The organism is Herbiconiux sp. J20-20 (assembly GCF_057365085.1).
The window spans coordinates 493,851-512,707 of sequence record NZ_CP195122.1 but is presented as its reverse complement, the minus strand read 5'-3'; the positions used below and the strand labels follow the sequence as shown (position 1 = coordinate 512,707).

The following is an 18,857-nucleotide window of genomic DNA, read 5'->3' as shown; positions in this document are numbered from 1 at the left end:
CTCTCACCTTCTGGGTGAGGCCGAAACTTGCTAGTTTTATGGCAGCGCGAGCGGGGAGGGTTCTCCCCTTGATGGAAAGTGGACGAGGTGGCGCACATGGCACTCACACCGGAAGACGTGGTCAACAAGCGATTCCAACCCACGAAGTTCCGTGAGGGCTACGACCAGGATGAGGTCGATGACTTCCTGGACGAGGTCGTCGTCGAGCTTCGACGCCTGAACCAGGAGAACGAAGAGCTCCGTCAGCGTCTCGTCGCGAGCGACAGCAAGATCGCCGAGCTCCAGCGCTCCGGCGGAGCCGCCCCCGCGCCCGCCGCGCCGGCCCCCGCCGCTCCGGCGCCCGCCGCCGCGCCGATGGCCGCGCCCATGCCGGCCGCGGTTCCCGAGCCGCAGTTCGCCCAGTCGATGGATCCGAGTTCGATGGATCCCGGAAACACCAACAACCTCCTGCAGCTCGCACGTCGCCTCCACGAGGAGCACGTCCGCGAGGGCATGGAGAAGCGCGACCAGCTGGTCGCCGAGGGCCAGGCCCAGGCGGCGCGCATCGTGGCCGAGGCCGAGCAGTCGCAGCGCGAGCAGATCGGCCAGCTCCAGCAAGAGCAGGCGATGCTCGAGCGCAAGGTCGAAGAGCTTCGGATCTTCGAGCGCGAGTACCGCGAGAAGCTCAAGGGCTACATCGAGGGCCAGCTGCGCGAGCTCGAGAGCAGCAACGCGCTGAGCGGTTCGAGCGCGCCGCAGGCGGACGCTGCCCCGGTGGCGCCGCCGCAGCCGAGCTACGCCGAGCAGCCCGCGCCCGCGTACACCGGCCCGTCGGTTCCGCAGCAGACGTACCCCGAGCAGCCGGCCCCGCAGCAGCAGGGCTACCCGGCGCAGCCGGCCGCGCCGCAGCAGGCGCCCAGCGTTCCGCAGGGCTACCCGGCGCCGTCGAACGACTTCGCCGCGTACCCGCAGCCCACCGAGTACCCCGGTTTTGGCGGCAACTGAGCCGGTCGAGATCGAGCCCGAACGGCCCGCCGCTGCGGGCCGTCGGCGTCCGAGCATTCGCGTGCTCGTGCTGCTCGGTCTCGTCGCGCTCGTCGTCTGGGCCCTGGACCAGCTGACGAAGTACCTGATCGTCACCAACCTCGATCTCAACGAGATCGTGCCGGTGCTCGGAGAGATCCTCCAGTTCCACTACGTCAAGAACCCTGGCGCGGCGTTCTCGATCGCGAGCGGGTTCACCTGGGTGCTCTCGCTCGTGGCGCTGGGCGTCACGGTCGTGATCGTCTGGTTCGCTCCCCGCATCCGCTCGCTCGCGTGGGCCGTGATGTTCGGGCTCGTGCTCGGCGGAGCGTTCGGCAACCTCACCGATCGCCTCACCCGAGAGCCGAGCTTCGGTGAGGGACATGTCATCGACTTCATCCAGGTGATCTACTTCCCGGCGATCTTCAACGTTGCCGACATCGCGATCGTCTCCAGCATGGGACTGTTCATCCTGCTGTCGCTGCGCGGCGTCGGCCTCGACGGCCGCCGCACCCCGGCGCGTCCGAAGGACTCGACGTCCGACGCCGACGACCCGCCGATGCCCGCCTCGTGACCGAGCGCCGCACTATCCCCGTGCCCGACGGTCTCGACGGCGAACGCGCCGACGCCGCCGTCGCCAAGCTGCTCGGCTTCTCGCGCACCTTCGCCTCGGAGGTCGTCGCGGCTGGCGGCGTCGAGTTGGATGGCGCCGTCGTCGCCAAGTCGGATCGCGTCCGGGCGGGCGCCTGGCTGACGGTGGAGTGGACGCCGAAGACCGAGCCGCGCATCGTGCCGGTGCGCGTTCCCGACTTCCGCATCGTGTTCGACGATGACCACATCGTGGTGATCGACAAGCCCGTCGGGGTGGCGGCTCATCCGTCCGTGGGGTGGGAGGGGCCGACCGTTCTCGGCGCTCTCGCCGACGCGGGGTTCCGTATCTCGACCTCCGGCGCCGCCGAACGCGCGGGCATCGTGCACCGACTCGACGTGGGAACGAGCGGACTCATGGTCGTCGCCAAGAGCGAGCGCGCGTACGCGGGGCTGAAGCGCGCCTTCCACGACCGCGAGGTCTCCAAGATCTACCACGCCGTCGTGCAGGGGCACCCCGACCCGTTCTCCGGCACCATCGACGCACCGATCGGCCGACACCCGAGCGCCGGCTGGAAGTTCGCCGTCACGGCCGACGGCAAGCCGAGCGTCACGCACTACGACACGCTCGAGGCGATGCGTCGCGCAACCCTGCTCGAGGTGCACCTCGAGACGGGCCGCACGCACCAGATCCGGGTCCACATGGCGGCCCAGAAGCACCCGTGCGTGGGCGATCCGCTCTACGGCGGCGACCCGACGCTCGCGGCGAGGCTCGGCCTCACGCGACAGTGGCTGCACGCCATGCGCCTCGGGTTCCGGCACCCCGCGACGCACGAGCCGGTGGAGTTCGAGTCGGTCTACCCGCCGGATCTTCAGCACGCGCTCGATCTCTTGCGCGCCGACTGAGCCGGATGCCGCGCGGCGGTTTACCCTGGGGGAGTCCCCGTCCGATCGACCGGAGAGCGCGTGTCTGACAGCGATTCCTTCGTGCACCTGCACGTTCACAGCGAGTACTCGATGCTGGACGGAGCAGCGCGCGTCGCCGACCTGATGTCGGCCGTCGCCGAGCAGGGGATGCCCGCCGTCGCGATCACCGACCACGGCAACAACTTCGGAGCGTTCGACTTCTGGAGCAAGGCGCGCGACGCCGGCGTGAAGCCGATCATCGGCACCGAGGCCTACCTGACCCCCGGCACCCACCGCAGCGACAAGACCCGGGTGCGGTGGGGCAACGGCGGCGGCGACGACGTCTCGGGTTCGGGCGCCTACACGCACATGACGCTGCTGGCCGAGAACACCGCCGGCATGCACAACCTGTTCCGGCTCTCCAGCCTCGCCTCGATCGAGGGCTACTACTTCAAGCCCCGCATGGACCGCGAACTGCTGCAGACCTACGGCAAGGGTCTCATCGCGACCACCGGCTGCCCGAGCGGCGAGGTGCAGACGAGGCTGCGGCTCGGCCAGTACCGCGAGGCGGTCGCGGCAGCGGCCGAGTTCCGCGACATCTTCGGCAAGGAGAACTACTTCGCCGAGATCATGGATCACGGCCTCGGGATCGAGAAGCGCATCATGTCGGATCTCATCCGACTCTCGAAGGAGCTCGGTCTCCCGCTCGTCGCGACGAACGATCTGCACTACACGCACCCGCACGACTCGGCGGCGCACGCGGCGCTGCTGTGCGTGCAGTCAGGTTCGACGCTCGACGACCCGAACCGCTTCAAGTTCGACGCCGACGAGTTCTATCTGAAGACGCCGGCCCAGATGCGGCAGCTGTTCCGCGACTATCCGGAGGCGTGCGACAACACGCTTCTGATCGCCGAGCGCTGCGAGGTCGAGTTCAACACCTCGGCGAACTACATGCCGCGCTTCCCGGTGCCCGAGGGGCACACCGAGGACTCGTGGTTCGTCGCCGAGGTCGAGAAGGGCCTGCACTATCGCTACCCGGCGGGCATCCCCGACGCGGTGCGCAAGCAGGCCGACTACGAGGTCGGCGTCATCGTGCAGATGGGCTTCCCGGGCTACTTCCTGGTCGTCGCCGACTTCATCAACTGGGCGAAGGAGAACGGCATCCGCGTCGGTCCCGGCCGTGGTTCCGGTGCCGGGTCGATGGCCGCCTACGCGATGCGCATCACCGACCTCGACCCGCTGATGCACGGCCTGATCTTCGAGCGATTCCTGAACCCCGATCGCGTGTCGATGCCCGACTTCGATGTGGACTTCGACGAACGTCGTCGCGGCGAGGTCATCCGCTACGTCACCGAGAAGTACGGCGACGAGCGCGTCGCCCAGATCGTCACGTACGGCACCATCAAGGCCAAGCAGGCGCTCAAGGACTCGAGCCGCGTGCTCGGCTTCCCGTTCGGCATGGGGGAGAAGCTCACCAAGGCGATGCCCGCGGCCGTCATGGGCAAGGACATCCCGCTGTCCGGCATCTACGACAAGAACCACGAGCGCTACAAGGAAGCCGGCGACATCCGCGCCGTCATCGACTCCGACCCGGATGCGCGGCGCGTGTTCGAGACCGCGCGGGGCCTCGAGGGCCTGAAGCGCCAATGGGGCGTGCACGCGGCCGGCGTCATCATGTCGAGCGAGCCGCTCATCGACATCATCCCGATCATGAAGCGGGAGCAGGACGGCCAGATCGTCACGCAGTTCGACTACCCGGCCGCCGAGTCGCTGGGCCTGATCAAGATGGACTTCCTGGGGCTTCGCAACCTCACGATCATCGACGACGCCCTCGACAACATCGAGGCGAACCGCGGCTTCCGGCCGGTGCTCGAAGAGCTCGACCTCGACGACCGCGCCGCGTATGAGCTGCTCGGCCGTGGCGACACGCTCGGAGTGTTCCAGCTGGACGGCGGCCCGATGCGGTCGCTGCTGCGCCTGATGAAGCCCGACAACTTCGAAGACATCTCGGCCGTCATCGCCCTCTACCGACCCGGTCCGATGGGGGCGAACTCGCACACCAACTACGCGCTGCGCAAGAACGGGCAGCAGGAGATCACGCCGATCCACCCGGAGCTCGCCGAGCCGCTCGCGGACATCCTGGATGCCAGTTACGGCCTGATCATCTACCAGGAGCAGGTCATGGCGATCGCCCAGCGCGTCGCTGGCTTCTCCCTCGGCCAAGCGGACATCCTGCGACGCGCGATGGGCAAGAAGAAGAAGTCCGAGCTCGACAAGCAGTACGAGGGCTTCAGCGCGGGCATGAGCGCGAACGGCTACTCGTCGGCCGCCATCAAGACCCTCTGGGACATCCTGCTGCCGTTCTCCGACTACGCCTTCAACAAGGCGCACTCGGCCGCGTACGGCGTGCTGAGCTACTGGACCGCCTATCTGAAGGCGCACTACCCGGCCGAGTACATGGCGGCGCTGCTCACCAGCGTCGGCGACGCTCGCGACAAGCTCGCCATCTACCTCAACGAGTGCCGCCGCATGAAGATCAACGTGCTGGCGCCCGACGTCAACGAGTCGATCGGATACTTCGCGGCCGTTGGCGACGACATCCGCTTCGGCATGGGCGCCGTGCGCAATGTCGGCTTCGGTGTCGTCGAGCACATCAGAGCCGCCCGCGAGCGCGAGGGCGCCTTCACGAGCTTCCACGACTTCCTGCGCAAGATCCCGCTGGCCGCGGCGAACAAGCGCACCGTCGAGTCGCTCATCAAGGCTGGCGCCTTCGATTCGCTCGGATCGACCCGGCGCGCGCTGATCGAGATCCACGAGTCGGCGGTCGAGCAGGCCGTCAGCGAGAAGCGGGCCGCCGCCAACGGCCAGGTCGGCTTCGACTTCGACAGCCTGTGGGACGAGCCCGAGCACGCCGTGCAGTCGGTGCCCGAGCGGCCCGAGTGGACCAAGCGCGACAAGCTCGCCTTCGAGCGCGAGATGCTCGGGCTGTACGTCAGCGATCACCCGCTCGCGGGCCTGGAGAACCAGCTCGCCCGCCACGCCAGCACCACGATCGCCGAGCTGCTGGACTCCGACGCGCCGATGGACGGCGAGAACGTGACCGTCGCCGGACTGGTCACCAGCGTGCAGCACCGCACGGCGCGCAACTCAGGCAACCAGTACGGGATCATCCAGCTGGAGGACTTCAGCGGCGAGGTCACCGTGATGTTCCTCGGCAAGACCTACCAGGAGTTCTCACCGGCGCTCGTCGGCGACTCGATCGTCGTCGTGCGCGGGCGCGTGAGCGTCCGCGACGACGGCATGAATCTGCATGCCGTGTCGCTGTTCCAGCCCGAGATCGGCCAGAGTCTCGGCTCGGGCCCGCTCGTCATCTCGGTTCCCGAGACCCGGGCGACCACCGAAGTCGTCTCCAAGCTCAACGACGTGCTGATCCGGCACGCCGGCGACAACGAGGTGCGACTGCGGCTGGTCCGCGGCGACAACGCCCGCATGTTCGAGATCCCGTACCCCGTCACGGTCACGGCCGATCTCTACGGCGAGCTGAAGGGCCTTCTCGGCCCCAACTGCGTCGTCTGACAAGACGACTAGCATGGTCGAGCCATGATTCAGACCCTCGACCTCCGCGGTCGCCACCCTTCCCGCGCCGAACTCGCCGATCTCGTCCCGCGTGCTCGCGTCGACGTCGCCGTCGCGAGCGAGGCCGCCGCAGCTCTCATCTCTGATGTTCGAGACCGTGGGGAGGCGGCGCTGCGCGAGCAGGCCAGCCGCTTCGACCGCGCCGAGCCCGACAGCATTCGCGTCGACCCGGCCCGCATCACCGCCGCCGTCGTCGCCCTCGATCCGGCCGTCCGTGCCGCGATCGAGGAGGCCATCGCGCGCGTGCGCGTCGCCAGCCAGGCGCAGGTGCCCGCGGCGGCGGTGACGGCGCTCGGCCCCGGGGCCGAGGTCATTCAGCGCTGGCAGCCGGTCACCCGTGTCGGGCTCTATGTTCCCGGCGGCAAGGCCGTGTATCCCTCGAGCGTCGTCATGAACGTCGTTCCCGCCCAGGTCGCGGGTGTGCGCTCGGTCGTGGTGGCCTCGCCGCCGCAGGCCGAGTTCAACGGCGAGGTGCACCCGGTCATCCTCGGAGCATGCGGCCTCCTCGGCGTCGAAGAGGTCTACGCAATGGGCGGCGCCGGGGCGATCGGCGCCTTCGCCTACGGCGTGGCCGATGTCGCGCTCGACCCGGTCGACCTGATCACCGGACCGGGCAACGTCTACGTCGCCGCCGCCAAGCGCCTCGTGCGCGGGGTGGTCGGCATCGACTCCGAAGCGGGCCCCACCGAGATCCTGATCATCGCCGATGAGCACGCGGAGGCGCGCCTCGTCGCGGCCGACCTGATCAGCCAGGCGGAGCACGACGAGATCGCCGCCGCCGTGCTGGTCACCGATTCGGAGGCTCTCGCCGACCGGGTGCGTGCCGAACTCGCCGTGCAGGCACCCTCGACCCGACACGCCGACCGCGTCGCAGAGGCGCTCTCCGGCCCGCAGTCGGCGATTGTGCTGGTCGACGACCTCTCCGCCGCGGCCGCCGTCAGCAACGCGTACGGTCCCGAGCACCTCGAGATCCACACGACGAACCTCGGCGAGACGCTGGATCTGATCACCAACGCGGGCGCGATCTTCTTGGGTGCCGACTCCCCGGTGAGCCTCGGCGACTACCTCGCCGGCTCGAACCACGTGCTGCCGACGGGCGGGCAGTCGCGGTTCTCGGCGGGCCTCGGGGCCTCGACCTTCCTGCGGTCGCAGCAGATCATCCGCTACACGCACGAGGGGCTTCAGGAGGTGGCGCCGCTGATCCGCAACCTGAGCGACGCCGAGCACCTTCCCGCGCACGGCGACGCCGTCGACGCGCGATTCGCCGACTAGTCGCGCGGGGCTGGCGCGGAGAGCCTCCCAGCCAAGCCCGAGCCGGGGCAATATCCTGGGGGCACCATGTTCTGCCCTTTCTGCCGTCACCCCGACAGCCGCGTCATCGACTCCCGCACGAGCGATGACGGGCTCGCGATCCGCCGCCGTCGGCAGTGCCCGGAGTGCGGCGGACGGTTCACGACGACGGAGACGGCGAGCTTGAGCGTCGTCAAGCGCAGCGGCATCATCGAGCCGTTCAGTCGCGACAAGATCGTCGTGGGCGTGCGCAAGGCGTGCCAGGGGCGCCCGGTCACCGACGCTCAGCTCGCGCTCCTCGCCCAGACCGTGGAAGAGACGATCCGAGCCACGGGCGTGTCACAGGTCGATGCCAACGACATCGGGCTGGCGACGCTGCCGCCGCTGCGCGAGCTCGACGAGGTCGCCTACCTGCGCTTCGCGAGCGTGTACCAGGCCTTCGACTCGCTCGACGACTTCGAAACGGCGATCACGCTGCTGCGGGTCGAGCGCGCGAGCTCCCAGCAGCCCGACGGCACCCCGGCCGATGGTGCCGCGAGCGCCTCGGCGGGCACCGAACAGCGATAGCCTGAGAGCGGTATGTACCGCACTCTCTTTCGCGTCGTTCTCGCGCGCCTCGACCCCGAATTCGCCCACCACCTCGCCTTCGTGGTGATCCGAGCGCTGCCCTTCGTGGGGATCGGTGCCTGGCTGTCGAGCACGGCTCCGCGCGACCCGCGGCTGCGCGTCCAGACGCTCGGCCGTGATTTCGACACGCCGTTCGGCCTCGCGGCGGGGTTCGACAAGGACGCCCGCGGGATCCGCGGTCTGGGGCAGCTCGGCTTCGGCCATGTCGAGGTCGGCACCCTCACCGCCCAGCCGCAGCCCGGCAACCCGAAGCCGCGACTGTTCCGCCTGATCCGCGATCGCGCGGTCATCAACCGGATGGGGTTCAACAACGGCGGCTCGGCGGCCGCGGCGCCCCGACTCGATCGTGAACGCCGCCGCCGACGGCGTCCGGTGATCGGCGTGAACATCGGCAAGTCGCGGATCGTCGACGTCGCGAATGCCACGGCCGACTACCTGGAGAGCGCGCGCATTCTGGCGCCGCGGGCCGACTACCTCGTGGTGAATGTCAGCTCGCCGAACACCCCCGGTCTTCGAGGGCTGCAGGAGCTGGATCAGCTCGCGCCGCTGCTCGCGGCGGTGCGCTCGGCTGCGGGGGAGACCCCGGTGCTGGTGAAGATCGCGCCCGACGTCACCGATGAGCAGGCGCTGCGGATCGCCGAGCTGAGCGTCGAGCTCGACCTCGCCGGAGTCATCGCCACCAACACGACGCTGTCACGCGACGGGCTCGTCACCGATCCGGCTCGCGTCGCCGAGATCGGCGCGGGAGGTCTCTCCGGCGCCCCGCTCGCGGCGCGCTCGCTCGAGGTGCTTCGCATCGTCCGATCGGCGCTCCCGGCGGATCGCTGCCTGATCTCGGTCGGCGGCGTCGAGACCGGCCGCGATGTCCGCGAGCGACTCGACGCGGGCGCGACCCTGGTGCAGGGCTACACCGGATTCCTCTACCGCGGCCCGCTGTGGGCGCGTCAGATCACGCGTGAGCTGATCGCGACCTTCGACTGAGCGTCGCGCGGGCGCTCGAGAGCTACTTGACCTCGTCGCCGCGCTTGACCTGCGGCTTCGGGAGGCGCAGCGGGCGCATCTGCAGCGCACGCATCGCGGCGTACCAGCGGTACCCCTTCTCCACCTTGCTCTCGCCGAACTTCTCGCCGAGGCGCTTCTTGAGGCGCACGCCCATCAGCACGCTGTCGATCACGACGAGGAAGAAGAACGCCCAGACGGCGAGGATGCCGTACTCGGCGACGCCCTCGTAGGGAATGAACGAGATCACCAGGAACAGGGCCACCAGTGGGAGCATGATCTCGCCGGGGCTGAAGCGCGCATCGACGTAGTCGCGCACGAACTTCTTCTGCGGTCCCTTGTCGCGGAGGGGAAGGAAGCGCTCCTCGCCGTTGGCCATGCCGATGCGGGCGCGCTCACGCTGTGCGTTGAGACGCTCGCGGCGCTCCTTGGAGGCGGCGCGGCGGTCGTTGGGCACGAGGGGACGCTTGCGAGCCGCTTCGCGCTCCGCACGCGTGGGCGTCGGGCGCCCCTTGCCGACGGCGATGCTCTCGTCGTCTTCTTGCGGGGTCTGCGGGGTCTTGGCCACGGGGGTTCCTTGCTCTCGGGGTCTGCTTAAGATTAGCCGCATGGCTTCCGACTCCTCCGCACCCGCCTCTCCGCCCGCCGACGCCCTGCGCGAGGCGGTGGACGCCGGCCTTCCGCGCGCGATCGCCGAGCTCTCCGATCTGGTGCGCATTCCGTCCGTCTCGTGGGACGGCTTCGACGTCGAGCACGTCCGCCGCAGCGCGGCGCGCGTCGCCGAGCTGGCGCGCGAGACGGGCGTCTTCGACACGGTCGACATCTTCGATGCGCCGATTCCGGGGACCGACCGTCGCGGCAAGCCCGCGGTGCTCGCCACCCGCGCCGCGCGCAACGGCCGACCGACGGTGCTGCTCTACGCTCACCACGACGTGCAGCCCGAGGGCGATCCCGAGGTCTGGGACTCGGAGCCGTTCGAGCCCACCCTGCGCGGTGACCGCCTCTATGCTCGCGGCGCCGCCGACGACAAGGCCGGGGTGCTCAGCCACCTCGCCGCCATCCGCGCGCTCACCGCGTCGAGCACCGCAGACCTCGACCTCGGCCTCGTGCTGTTCGTCGAGGGCGAGGAGGAGTTCGGCTCCCCGTCCTTCTCCAGCTTCCTCGCCGAGCACCGCGATGCGCTCTCCGCCGACGTGATCGTCGTTGCCGACTCGGGCAACTGGGACCTCGACACCCCGGCGCTCACCGTCGGGCTGCGAGGTGCGGTCTCCTTCAACCTGACCGTGACGACGCTCGGCCATGCCTCGCATTCGGGCATGTTCGGGGGAGCGGTGCCCGACGCGATGCTCGCCGCGATCCGGACCCTCGACTCGCTCTGGGATGAGAACGGCTCGGTCGCCGTGCCGGGGCTGCGCAGCCGCGAGGCGACGACACCCGACTACGACGAGGCGCGCCTGCGCGCCGAGACCGGACTCCTCGAGGGCGCGCAGCCGGTCGGCACCGGCACGATCCTGTCGCGCATCTGGGATCAGCCGTCGATCACGGTCACCGGGATCGACGCGCCGACCGTGCGCAACGCCTCCAACACTCTCGTTCCCTCCGTGCGCGTGCGGGTGAGCGCGCGCGTGGCTCCCGGCCAGAGCGCGGGGGAGGCGCGCGACGCGCTCATCGCGCACCTGCAGGCGAATGCGGCGTTCGGCGCGACGCTCGAGTTCGGCGAGATCGAAGCTGGTGAGGCCTTCCTGGTCGACACCCGCGGCTGGGCGGTCGCCGACGCGCTCCAGACGATGGAGGAGGCGTACGGGGCAGAGCCCGTGCAGATGGGGGTGGGCGGATCCATCCCGTTCATCGCCGAATTGGTGGAGGTCTTCCCGGAGGCGCAGATTCTGGTCACCGGCGTCGAGGATCCGGACTCGCGAGCCCACAGCCCCAACGAGTCGCTGCACGTGCCGACCTTCCGGCGCGCGATCCTCGCCGAGGCGCTTCTCCTGGCCCGCGTGAATCAGCGCTCGACCAGCGGTGCCGCGTAGAATGGCGGGCATGACCGACACGACGACTGCCGACACGACGACCGCTGCCGCGACGAATGGCGCCGAGCCGTCCGCTCACGGTGTCGCCCTCACCGACGTGGCCGCCTCCAAGGTGCGCGCCCTGCTCGAGCAGGAGGGTCGCGACGACCTGCGGCTCCGCGTCGCCGTCCAGCCGGGCGGCTGCTCGGGCCTGATCTATCAGCTTTACTTCGACGAGCGTCTGCTCGACGGCGACGCCACGCGCGATTTCGACGGGGTCGAGGTCGTCGTCGACAAGATGAGCGTGCCGTATCTCGACGGAGCGTCGATCGACTTCGAGGACTCGATCCAGAAGCAGGGCTTCACGATCGACAACCCGAACGCCTCCGGCAGCTGCGCCTGCGGAGACAGCTTCCACTGATCGGCTTTCGCGCGAAAGAAGCGCAATAAATGACGCGCCACGGGCCCCGGACGGAAAGTTCGGGGCCCGTCGCATTGCTAGGATGACTTCGAACATGCGTCGCAATTCCGAGAGGTTCCAGGTGCGCTCCCATCGCTCCCCGCGTCGGCTTGGCCGATCCCGTCTGGCCCGCTGGGCCGCAGTGCCCATCGGGGGTGCCGCAATGCTGGTACTCGCCGGATGCACGCAAGAGCAGGTCCAGGGCTTTCTGCCCGGTGGTCCTGACGTCACGAACCACACCGAGGGGATCATCAACCTCTGGGTGAACTCCTGGATCGTGCTCCTCGTGGTCGGCCTGATCACCTGGGCGCTCATCATCTGGGCAGCCGTGGCCTACCGTCGCCGCAAGGGGCAGTCCGGCATGCCGGCGCAGCTGCGCTACAACATGCCGATCGAGATCTTCTTCACGATCGTTCCGCTCATCCTCGTGCTCGGCTTCTTCGCCTTCACGGTGCGCGAGCAGGTCTCGATCGAGACCGACCCGGGCGACCCCGACGTGCAGATCGAGGTCTACGGCAAGCGCTGGGCCTGGGACTTCAACTACCTCGACGAGAACGTGTACTCGCCCGGAATCCAGGCGCAGGACCGCCTGAACCTGGACGGCAGCCTCGACGAGTCGCAGCTTCCGACGCTGTACCTGCCGGTCGGCCAGAAGGTGCAGCTCAACATCGAGTCGCGCGATGTCGCGCACTCCTTCTGGGTCATCGACTTCCTCTACAAGAAGGACATGATCCCGGCCAAGACGAACTACATGTACTTCGTCCCCGAGAAGGAGGGCACGTACGCCGGCAAGTGCGCCGAGCTCTGCGGTGAGTATCACGCCGACATGCTCTTCCAGGTGAAGGTCGTGTCGCAGGCCGAGTACGACGCGTACATCGAGTCGCTGCGTGACGCGGGCTTCGAGGGTCGCCTCGGGGCCGACCAGAACGTCAACCAGAACCTGCCGGGAACCGGCGGAACGAGCGAGGACGAGTCCTGATGAGCACCGCGACCGCAACTCCGACGTCGACGGTCGGAACGCCTTCTGTCGAGCGCAAGGGCAACGTCTTCGTCAAGTGGATCACCACCACCGACCACAAGACGATCGGCTACCTGTACCTGATCACCTCGTTCATCTACTTCCTGATCGGCGGCGTGCTCGCGCTCGTCATCCGCGCTGAGCTCTTCACGCCCGGTGTCGACCTGGTGCAGTCGAACGAGCAGTACAACCAGCTGTTCACCATGCACGGCACGATCATGCTGCTGATGTTCGCGACGCCGCTGTTCGCCGGCTTCGCCAACGTCGTGATGCCGCTGCAGATCGGCGCGCCCGACGTGGCGTTCCCGCGACTGAACGCGCTCGCGTACTGGTTCTACAGCTTCGGCTCGCTGATCGCGGTCGCCGGTTTCTTCACCCCGCAGGGTGCGGCGGGCTTCGGCTGGACGGCGTACACGCCGCTGTCGAGCACGACCTTCAGCCCGGGCGTCGGCGGAAACCTCTGGGTCTTCGGCCTCGCGCTCAGCGGTTTCGGAACGATCCTCGGTGCCGTCAACTTCATCACCACGATCATCACGATGCGTGCGCCCGGCATGACGATGTTCCGGATGCCGATCTTCACCTGGAACACGCTCGTCACCTCGATCCTGGTGCTCCTGGCGTTCCCGGTGCTCGCGGCGGGCCTCTTCGCGCTCGGCGCTGACCGCGTCTTCGAGTCGCACCTGCTGGATCCCGCGAACGGCGGGACGATCCTGTGGCAGCACCTGTTCTGGTTCTTCGGCCACCCCGAGGTGTACATCATCGCGCTGCCGTTCTTCGGCATCGTGAGCGAGGTCCTTCCGGTCTTCAGCCGCAAGCCGATCTTCGGATACAAGACGCTCGTGTACGCGACGATCGCCATCGCGGCGCTGTCGGTCACCGTCTGGGCGCACCACATGTACGTCACCGGCTCGGTGCTGCTTCCCTGGTTCGCCCTGATGACGATGCTCATCGCGGTGCCGACGGGTGTGAAGATCTTCAACTGGGTCGGCACGATGTGGCGCGGCTCGGTGACCTACGAGACGCCGATGATCTGGGCGCTGGGCTTCCTCGTCACCTTCACCTTCGGTGGTCTGACGGGCGTCATCCTGGCGAGCCCGCCGCTCGACTTCCACGTCTCGGACTCCTACTTCGTCGTCGCGCACTTCCACTACGTCGTCTTCGGCACGGTCGTGTTCGCCATGTTCAGCGGCTTCTACTTCTGGTGGCCGAAGTGGACGGGCAAGATGCTCAACGAGCGTCTCGGCAAGATCCACTTCTGGCTGCTGTTCATCGGCTTCCACACGACCTTCCTCGTTCAGCACTGGCTCGGTGTCGAAGGTATGCCGCGTCGCTATGCGTCGTATCTGCCCGAGGATGGCTTCACCTGGATGAACGAGGTCTCGACGATCGGCGCGTTCCTGCTCGCCGCCTCGGTGCTGCCGTTCGCCTACAACGTCTGGATCACGGCTCGCAAGGCGCCGAAGGTCACCGTCGACGACCCGTGGGGCAACTCGCGGTCGCTCGAGTGGGCGACCTCGTGCCCGCCGCCGCGCCACAACTTCACCTCGATCCCGCGCATCCGTTCGGAGTCGCCGGCGTTCGACCTGCACCACCCCGAGGTGGGCGTGGCTTTCGGTGTCGGACCGGCCAAAGACGCCCCCGACGCCCCGGTGATCGATGTTGCTGACGGGAAGGTCAAGTAACCCATGCGCGCCAACTACGCGATCTTCTGGCTGCTGAGCCTGTTCTTCGGCATCTCGGCGGTCATCTACGCCCTGTGGACGATGGCGGACACCGCCGCGCCGCAGATCGTCGGCTCCGGCATGAACGCCGAGCTGGCGGCCCAGCCCGAGTGGGTGGGCACGGTCGCGCTCACGCTGTCGTCGATTCTGGCGACCTTCCTGGGCTTCTACCTGGGCCTCATCCGCAAGTCGACCGGCGGGGAGCTGCCGGAAGACCGCGGTGACGCCCTCATCGACGACGCGGACCCCGAGATGGGTCACTTCAGCCCGTGGAGCTGGTGGCCGCTCGTGCTGTCGGTGGGCGTCGCGATGGTGTTCCTCGGCCTTGCCGTGGGCGTGTGGATCGCCCTGATCGGCGGTCCGATCGCGGTGATCGGCATCGTGGGCTGGAACTACGAGTACTACCGCGGAAACTTCGCGCGCTGAGCACCCCGTGATCCGCGTCGCCGTCACTGAGGACCGCGAGTCAGTTTTCCGGCTCGTCGGCCAGCTGTCGCACGCGATTCCACTGCAGCGCGCTGCGTTCGATCAGACCTGGGATCGGTACTTCTCGGGCGAGGATCCGGTCATCCTGCTCGTCGCCACGGGGGAGAACGGCGACGTCGAGGGCTATGCGCTGACGACGGTCGTCCCGCTGCTCTCAACCAACGGCCCCTCGGCGCAGCTGCAGGAGATCGTGGTCGACGAGCAGGCGCGCGGCCAAGACCACGGCACGGCCCTCGTGCGCGCCGTGGAGGCCGCCTGCGTCGAGCGGGGCGTCACGCAGCTCACGGTCGCCAGTCGGCGCGCGGGTGGCTTCTACGACCGTCTGGGCTTCCACGAGAGCGCCGAGTACATGCGGCGGTTCTTCTAGGCCCGTTCCTCGGCCGCGCCGGTCGTCTCTCCGCGGCAAGGTGCTGCAAAGCGAGCGGGGGAGTGCTGCGCTGTCCTCCGTCATCGCGCCGAGCGTGCCACGTCGAGGGCACACGTGCATGTTGACGCGCCCTCGACCGGGCCCCGCAGACGACAACGCCCGCGGCTCCGTGAGGAGCGCGCGGGCGTTGTTCGCGATGCGGATCAGTGGTGCTTCGAGGCCTCGATCTCGCCCTTCGTGACCGGCGCGATGCGGTCTTCGAAGAACCAGCGGGATACGACGGCGCGAGCGCGCTCGCTGACCGTGATCTTGCCGCGCTTGTTCGGGCGAAGCATGAGCGGCTGGTAGTCGTCGTAGCTGACGAGCTTCCAGCGCTCGTAGTCGGAGAGCTGCTCGTGCACCTCGACGTACTCGCCGCCGGGCAGGCGCACGATGCGTCCGGACTCGAAGCCGTGCAGTGCGATCTCGCGGTCCTTCTTCTGCAGTCCGAGGCAGATCCGCTTCGTCACGATGTACGCGACGATCGGGCCGAGGAACAGCAGCGCCTGGAGGGCATGCGTCACCGACTCGATCGACAGCTTGAAGTGCGTGGCGATCAGGTCGGAGCTCGCCGCAGCCCACATCACCGCGTAGAACGTGACGCCGGCGGCACCGATCGCGGTGCGGGTCGGCGCGTTGCGCGGGCGCTGCGTGATGTGGTGCTCGCGCTTGTCGCCCGTGACCCAGGCCTCGAAGAACGGGTAGAGCATGACCACGACGATGAAGAGGCCGAGCACCAGCACCGGAGCGAGGATGTTGAGCGACAGCGTGAAGCCGAAGATCACGAACTCCCAGCCCGGAGGCACGAGGCGCAGCGCGCCATCGGCGAAGCCGATGTACCAGTCGGGCTGCGTTCCCGCCGAGACGGGGGAGGGGTCGTAGGGGCCGTAGTTCCAGATCGGGTTGATCGTCACGAGCGAGGCCGTGAGGGCGATCACGCCGAAGATGATGAAGAAGAACCCGGCGCCCTTGGCCGCGTACACGGGCATGATCGGCTCACCGACGACGTTGTCGTTGGTGCTGCCGGGGCGAGCGAACTGCGTGTGCTTGTTGACCACAACGAGGATCAGGTGCACACCGAGGGCGGCGACCAGGATCGCCGGCAGGATCAGGATGTGCAGCACGTAGAGGCGGCCGACGATGTCGAAGCCGGGGAACTCGCCGCCGAACAGCAGGTACGAGATCCAGGTTCCGACGATCGGGATGCCCTTGAGCAGGCCGTCGATGATGCGCAGGCCGTTGCCCGAGAGCAGGTCGTCGGGGAGCGAGTAGCCGGTGAAGCCCTCACCCATCGCGAGGATGAACAGGACGAAGCCGATCACCCAGTTGATCTCGCGCGGCTTGCGGAACGCGCCGGTGAAGAACACCCGGAGCATGTGCAGGCCGATCGCGGCGACGAACAGCAGCGCAGCCCAGTGGTGGATCTGACGCATCAGAAGGCCACCGCGGATGTCGAAGCTGATGTCGAGCGTCGACGCCATGGCAGCCGACATCTCGAGCCCCTTGAGCGGAACATACGAGCCGTCGTAGTGGACCTCGGCCATCGACGCCTGGAAGAAGAACGTCAGGAAGGTTCCCGAGATCAGGATCGTGACGAAGCTGTAGAGCGCGACCTGGCCGAGCTCGAACGACCAGTGGTCGGGGAAGACCTTGCGGCCGAACTCCTTGACGGCGCCCGAGATGCTGGTGCGCTCGTCGATGTAGTTCGCGGCCCAGTTGGTGAAGCGCATCCCCGTGCCCGGGGTCTGCGCCTCGCTCGTGGTCGCGGGGGTTTCGGTCTGGACGGTCACAGCGAGCGCTCCCAGTAGCTCGGGCCGACGGGCTCGGTGAAGTCGCTGCGCGCGACCAGGTAGCCCTCGGCGTCGACGGTGATGGGCAGTTGCGGAAGCGCGCGCTTGGCGGGCCCGAAGATGACCTCGGCTTCGCGCTTGATGTCGAACTGCGACTGGTGGCACGGGCACAGCAGGTGGTGGGTCTGCTGCTCGTAGAGCGCGACCGGGCATCCGACGTGGGTGCAGATCTTCGAGTAGGCGACGATGCCCTGGTAGTTCCAGTCCTCGCGACCCGCCGAGATCGTGAGGTCCTCGGGCTTCAGACGCATCAGGAGGACGGCGGCCTTGGCCTTCTCCTCAAGCTTGTGCGACGACTCGTCGAGTCCCTCGGGGATCACGTGGAAGGCGGATCCGATGGTCACATCGGAGGCCTTGATCGGCGTGCCGTCGGGGTCGCGCGTCAGACGCACGCCCTCATCCCACATGGTGTGCTTGAACAGCTCAACCGGGTCCTCGTCCGGGGCGAGCCCGCGGAACAGCACCACGGCGGGCAGCGGGAAGATCGCCAGCGCGCCGATGAGGGAGTTGCGGATGAGCTTGCGGCGCGTGAAGCCGGACTCCTTGTTGCCGAGCTGGAAGATCTCGACCGCGCGGGCGCGCGTCTCTTCGGTGCCGCGCACCGGGTGGCGCTGCTCGACCGCGTGCTCGTTCGACATGAGCGACTTCGCCCAGTGGATCGCGCCGAAGCCGATGCCGAGCATCGAGAGCGCGATGCCCAGACCGATCAGCATGTTGCTCAGCTGCACCGACGCGGGGTTGCCGGGTTCGAAGGGGATCGCAATGTAGGCGACGATCGATCCGACGGCGCCGATCATCGACGCGAAGAACAGGCCGGCGACGCGACGCTCGTTCTGCTTCTCCTTCTCGGGCGAGAGGTCAGAGACACGCGGGCGGTGCGGCTCGAAGCCGGGGTTCTCCACGCGATCCGAGCTGACGACGGCAGTCCCGGAGGCCGCAGCGGGCGCCTCGTGCTTCTCGACAGCGGTGCCGGTATCGGCGCTGCCTTGCTCTGCCATGCGTTTCCCTTTCGTAGTGCGAGTTCGTGTGCGGTTGGTCGCTAGTTGGAGCGTGCGGTCAGCCACACGGTGATCGCGACGATGGAACCCAGCACGAAGATCCAGACAAACAGTCCCTCGGAGACCGGGCCCAGGCTGCCGAGGTTGAGCCCACCGGCCGACGGGTTGTCGTCGAGGTAGGCGAGGTAGGAGATGATGTCGGCCTTGTCCTCGGGCGTGATGTTGAGGTCGCTGAACACGGGCATGTTCTGCGGACCGGTCACCATCGCCTCGTAGACGTGGACAGGGTCGATGTCCTGCAGGTCGGGCGCGTACTTGCCCTCGGTGAGCGCGCCGCCCGCGCCGGCCACGTTGTGGCACATGGCGCAGTTGATGCGGAAGAGCTCGGCGCCGTTCGCGACGTTGCCCTCACCGGTCAGGTACTCGGCCGCCGGGATCGCCGGTCCGGGGGCCAGGCTGGCGGCGTACGCGGCGAGCGCGGCGATCTGCTCGTCGGTGAACTGGACCGGCTTGACCTCGGCCTGCGGGCCGCTCGCGGCCATCGGCATGCGGCCGGTGCCGACCTGGAAGTCGACGGAGGCGGCGCCGACGCCGATGAGGGTCGGCGCGTTGTCGGTTCCCTCGGCGCTCAGGCCGTGGCAGCTGGCGCAGTTCGCGATGAAGAGCTTCTCGCCCTCGTCGACGAGCGCCTCAACCGAGGCCGTCGACTGGGCGGTCGCGCTGGAGGTGAAGGCCGCGTAGGCGCCGCCGGTCGCCACGAGGCCGATCACGAGCAGCGCCACGGAGGCGAGCGGGGAGCGGCGACCCGTGGCGCGGGTGCGGCGGAGCGGGGCGGATTCGGAGTTCGCCATGATTGCGGTG

General features: G+C 68.3%; 17 protein-coding genes. 13 read left to right on the top strand and 4 right to left on the bottom strand.

All coding sequences use genetic code 11. The features are described 5' to 3' along the window. Positions 1-96 precede the first annotated feature (96 nt). The 7 genes from ACR3ZA_RS02410 (at position 97) to ACR3ZA_RS02380 (ending at position 9,030) form a co-directional block, all read left to right on the top strand. Positions 97-984, top strand: a complete 888-nt coding sequence (locus ACR3ZA_RS02410) for a DivIVA domain-containing protein (RefSeq protein WP_473659788.1) — start codon at positions 97-99, stop codon at positions 982-984. Next, positions 971-1,576, top strand: coding sequence for a signal peptidase II (gene lspA / locus ACR3ZA_RS02405; RefSeq protein ID WP_473659786.1), 606 nt, complete (start codon positions 971-973; stop codon positions 1,574-1,576). Before ACR3ZA_RS02410 ends, lspA begins: the two co-directional genes overlap by 14 nt. Then, positions 1,573-2,496: an RluA family pseudouridine synthase gene (locus ACR3ZA_RS02400; protein ID WP_473659784.1), complete on the top strand. Its 924-nt coding sequence runs from the start codon at positions 1,573-1,575 to the stop codon at positions 2,494-2,496. The genes lspA and ACR3ZA_RS02400 overlap by 4 nt, the downstream gene beginning before the upstream one ends. A gap of 111 nt (positions 2,497-2,607) precedes the next feature. Further along, a complete protein-coding gene (gene dnaE / locus ACR3ZA_RS02395) occupies positions 2,608-6,072 on the top strand; it encodes a DNA polymerase III subunit alpha (RefSeq protein ID WP_473662265.1) in 3,465 nt (1,154 codons plus the stop codon). A 24-nt stretch (positions 6,073-6,096) separates the two neighbouring features. Beyond that, a complete protein-coding gene (gene hisD, locus ACR3ZA_RS02390; protein WP_473659782.1) occupies positions 6,097-7,404 on the top strand; it encodes a histidinol dehydrogenase in 1,308 nt (435 codons plus the stop codon). A gap of 66 nt (positions 7,405-7,470) precedes the next feature. Then, positions 7,471-7,989 carry a transcriptional regulator NrdR gene (gene nrdR / locus ACR3ZA_RS02385; RefSeq protein WP_473549757.1) on the top strand — a complete coding sequence of 173 codons (519 nt, stop codon included), beginning with the start codon at positions 7,471-7,473 and terminating at the stop codon, positions 7,987-7,989. Positions 7,990-8,001: 12 nt separating this feature from the next. After that, a complete protein-coding gene (locus ACR3ZA_RS02380) occupies positions 8,002-9,030 on the top strand; it encodes a quinone-dependent dihydroorotate dehydrogenase (RefSeq protein ID WP_473659780.1) in 1,029 nt (342 codons plus the stop codon). A gap of 22 nt (positions 9,031-9,052) precedes the next feature. On the opposite strand, the gene ACR3ZA_RS02375 is transcribed toward ACR3ZA_RS02380, so the two are convergent. Next, the gene (locus ACR3ZA_RS02375) at positions 9,053-9,616 is read right to left on the bottom strand and encodes a DUF3043 domain-containing protein (RefSeq protein ID WP_473659778.1); all 564 of its coding nucleotides are present in this window, start codon (positions 9,614-9,616) and stop codon (positions 9,053-9,055) included. A 40-nt stretch (positions 9,617-9,656) separates the two neighbouring features. On the opposite strand from ACR3ZA_RS02375, the gene ACR3ZA_RS02370 reads away from it, so the two are divergent. The 6 genes from ACR3ZA_RS02370 to ACR3ZA_RS02345 all read left to right on the top strand — a co-directional run bounded on the left by ACR3ZA_RS02370 (position 9,657) and on the right by ACR3ZA_RS02345 (position 15,109). Then, entirely contained in the window at positions 9,657-11,078 is a 1,422-nt protein-coding gene (locus ACR3ZA_RS02370; RefSeq protein ID WP_473659776.1) for a M20/M25/M40 family metallo-hydrolase, read from the top strand. A 10-nt stretch (positions 11,079-11,088) separates the two neighbouring features. Next, positions 11,089-11,478: an iron-sulfur cluster assembly accessory protein gene (locus ACR3ZA_RS02365; RefSeq protein ID WP_473659774.1), complete on the top strand. Its 390-nt coding sequence runs from the start codon at positions 11,089-11,091 to the stop codon at positions 11,476-11,478. Between the two features lie 202 nt (positions 11,479-11,680). Then, entirely contained in the window at positions 11,681-12,496 is an 816-nt protein-coding gene (ctaC, locus tag ACR3ZA_RS02360) for an aa3-type cytochrome oxidase subunit II (protein ID WP_473659772.1), read from the top strand. Beyond that, on the top strand, positions 12,496-14,217 hold the full coding sequence (ctaD, locus tag ACR3ZA_RS02355; protein ID WP_473659769.1) for an aa3-type cytochrome oxidase subunit I: 1,722 nt from the start codon (positions 12,496-12,498) through the stop codon (positions 14,215-14,217). Before ctaC ends, ctaD begins: the two co-directional genes overlap by 1 nt. A 3-nt stretch (positions 14,218-14,220) precedes the next feature. Continuing rightward, the gene (locus tag ACR3ZA_RS02350; RefSeq protein WP_473659767.1) at positions 14,221-14,682 is read left to right on the top strand and encodes an aa3-type cytochrome oxidase subunit IV; all 462 of its coding nucleotides are present in this window, start codon (positions 14,221-14,223) and stop codon (positions 14,680-14,682) included. A gap of 7 nt (positions 14,683-14,689) precedes the next feature. Beyond that, entirely contained in the window at positions 14,690-15,109 is a 420-nt protein-coding gene (locus tag ACR3ZA_RS02345; protein WP_473659765.1) for a GNAT family N-acetyltransferase, read from the top strand. A gap of 203 nt (positions 15,110-15,312) precedes the next feature. On the opposite strand, the gene qcrB is transcribed toward ACR3ZA_RS02345, so the two are convergent. The 3 genes from qcrB to qcrC are packed head-to-tail and all read right to left on the bottom strand — an operon-like array spanning position 15,313 to position 18,847. Next, positions 15,313-16,878 (bottom strand): cytochrome bc1 complex cytochrome b subunit, encoded by a 1,566-nt coding sequence (gene qcrB / locus ACR3ZA_RS02340; RefSeq protein ID WP_473662264.1) that lies wholly within the window; start codon positions 16,876-16,878, stop codon positions 15,313-15,315. Positions 16,879-16,934: 56 nt separating this feature from the next. Beyond that, positions 16,935-17,996 carry a cytochrome bc1 complex Rieske iron-sulfur subunit gene (gene qcrA / locus ACR3ZA_RS02335; RefSeq protein ID WP_473659763.1) on the bottom strand — a complete coding sequence of 354 codons (1,062 nt, stop codon included), beginning with the start codon at positions 17,994-17,996 and terminating at the stop codon, positions 16,935-16,937. 41 nt (positions 17,997-18,037) lie between these two features. After that, positions 18,038-18,847 carry a cytochrome bc1 complex diheme cytochrome c subunit gene (gene qcrC, locus ACR3ZA_RS02330; RefSeq protein WP_473659761.1) on the bottom strand — a complete coding sequence of 270 codons (810 nt, stop codon included), beginning with the start codon at positions 18,845-18,847 and terminating at the stop codon, positions 18,038-18,040. Positions 18,848-18,857 lie beyond the last annotated feature (10 nt).

Coding starts and splice junctions, on each gene's coding strand:
- ACR3ZA_RS02370 (WP_473659776.1), top strand. CDS start 9,657: ATGGCTTCCGACTCCTCCGCACCCGCCTCTCCGCCCGCCGACGCCCTG.
- ACR3ZA_RS02350 (WP_473659767.1), top strand. CDS start 14,221: ATGCGCGCCAACTACGCGATCTTCTGGCTGCTGAGCCTGTTCTTCGGC.
- ctaD (WP_473659769.1), top strand. CDS start 12,496: ATGAGCACCGCGACCGCAACTCCGACGTCGACGGTCGGAACGCCTTCT.
- qcrB (WP_473662264.1), bottom strand. CDS start 16,878: ATGCGCTTCACCAACTGGGCCGCGAACTACATCGACGAGCGCACCAGC.
- qcrA (WP_473659763.1), bottom strand. CDS start 17,996: ATGGCAGAGCAAGGCAGCGCCGATACCGGCACCGCTGTCGAGAAGCAC.
- hisD (WP_473659782.1), top strand. CDS start 6,097: ATGATTCAGACCCTCGACCTCCGCGGTCGCCACCCTTCCCGCGCCGAA.
- ctaC (WP_473659772.1), top strand. CDS start 11,681: ATGCTGGTACTCGCCGGATGCACGCAAGAGCAGGTCCAGGGCTTTCTG.
- qcrC (WP_473659761.1), bottom strand. CDS start 18,847: ATGGCGAACTCCGAATCCGCCCCGCTCCGCCGCACCCGCGCCACGGGT.
- ACR3ZA_RS02410 (WP_473659788.1), top strand. CDS start 97: ATGGCACTCACACCGGAAGACGTGGTCAACAAGCGATTCCAACCCACG.
- dnaE (WP_473662265.1), top strand. CDS start 2,608: ATGCTGGACGGAGCAGCGCGCGTCGCCGACCTGATGTCGGCCGTCGCC.
- ACR3ZA_RS02365 (WP_473659774.1), top strand. CDS start 11,089: ATGACCGACACGACGACTGCCGACACGACGACCGCTGCCGCGACGAAT.
- nrdR (WP_473549757.1), top strand. CDS start 7,471: ATGTTCTGCCCTTTCTGCCGTCACCCCGACAGCCGCGTCATCGACTCC.
- ACR3ZA_RS02380 (WP_473659780.1), top strand. CDS start 8,002: ATGTACCGCACTCTCTTTCGCGTCGTTCTCGCGCGCCTCGACCCCGAA.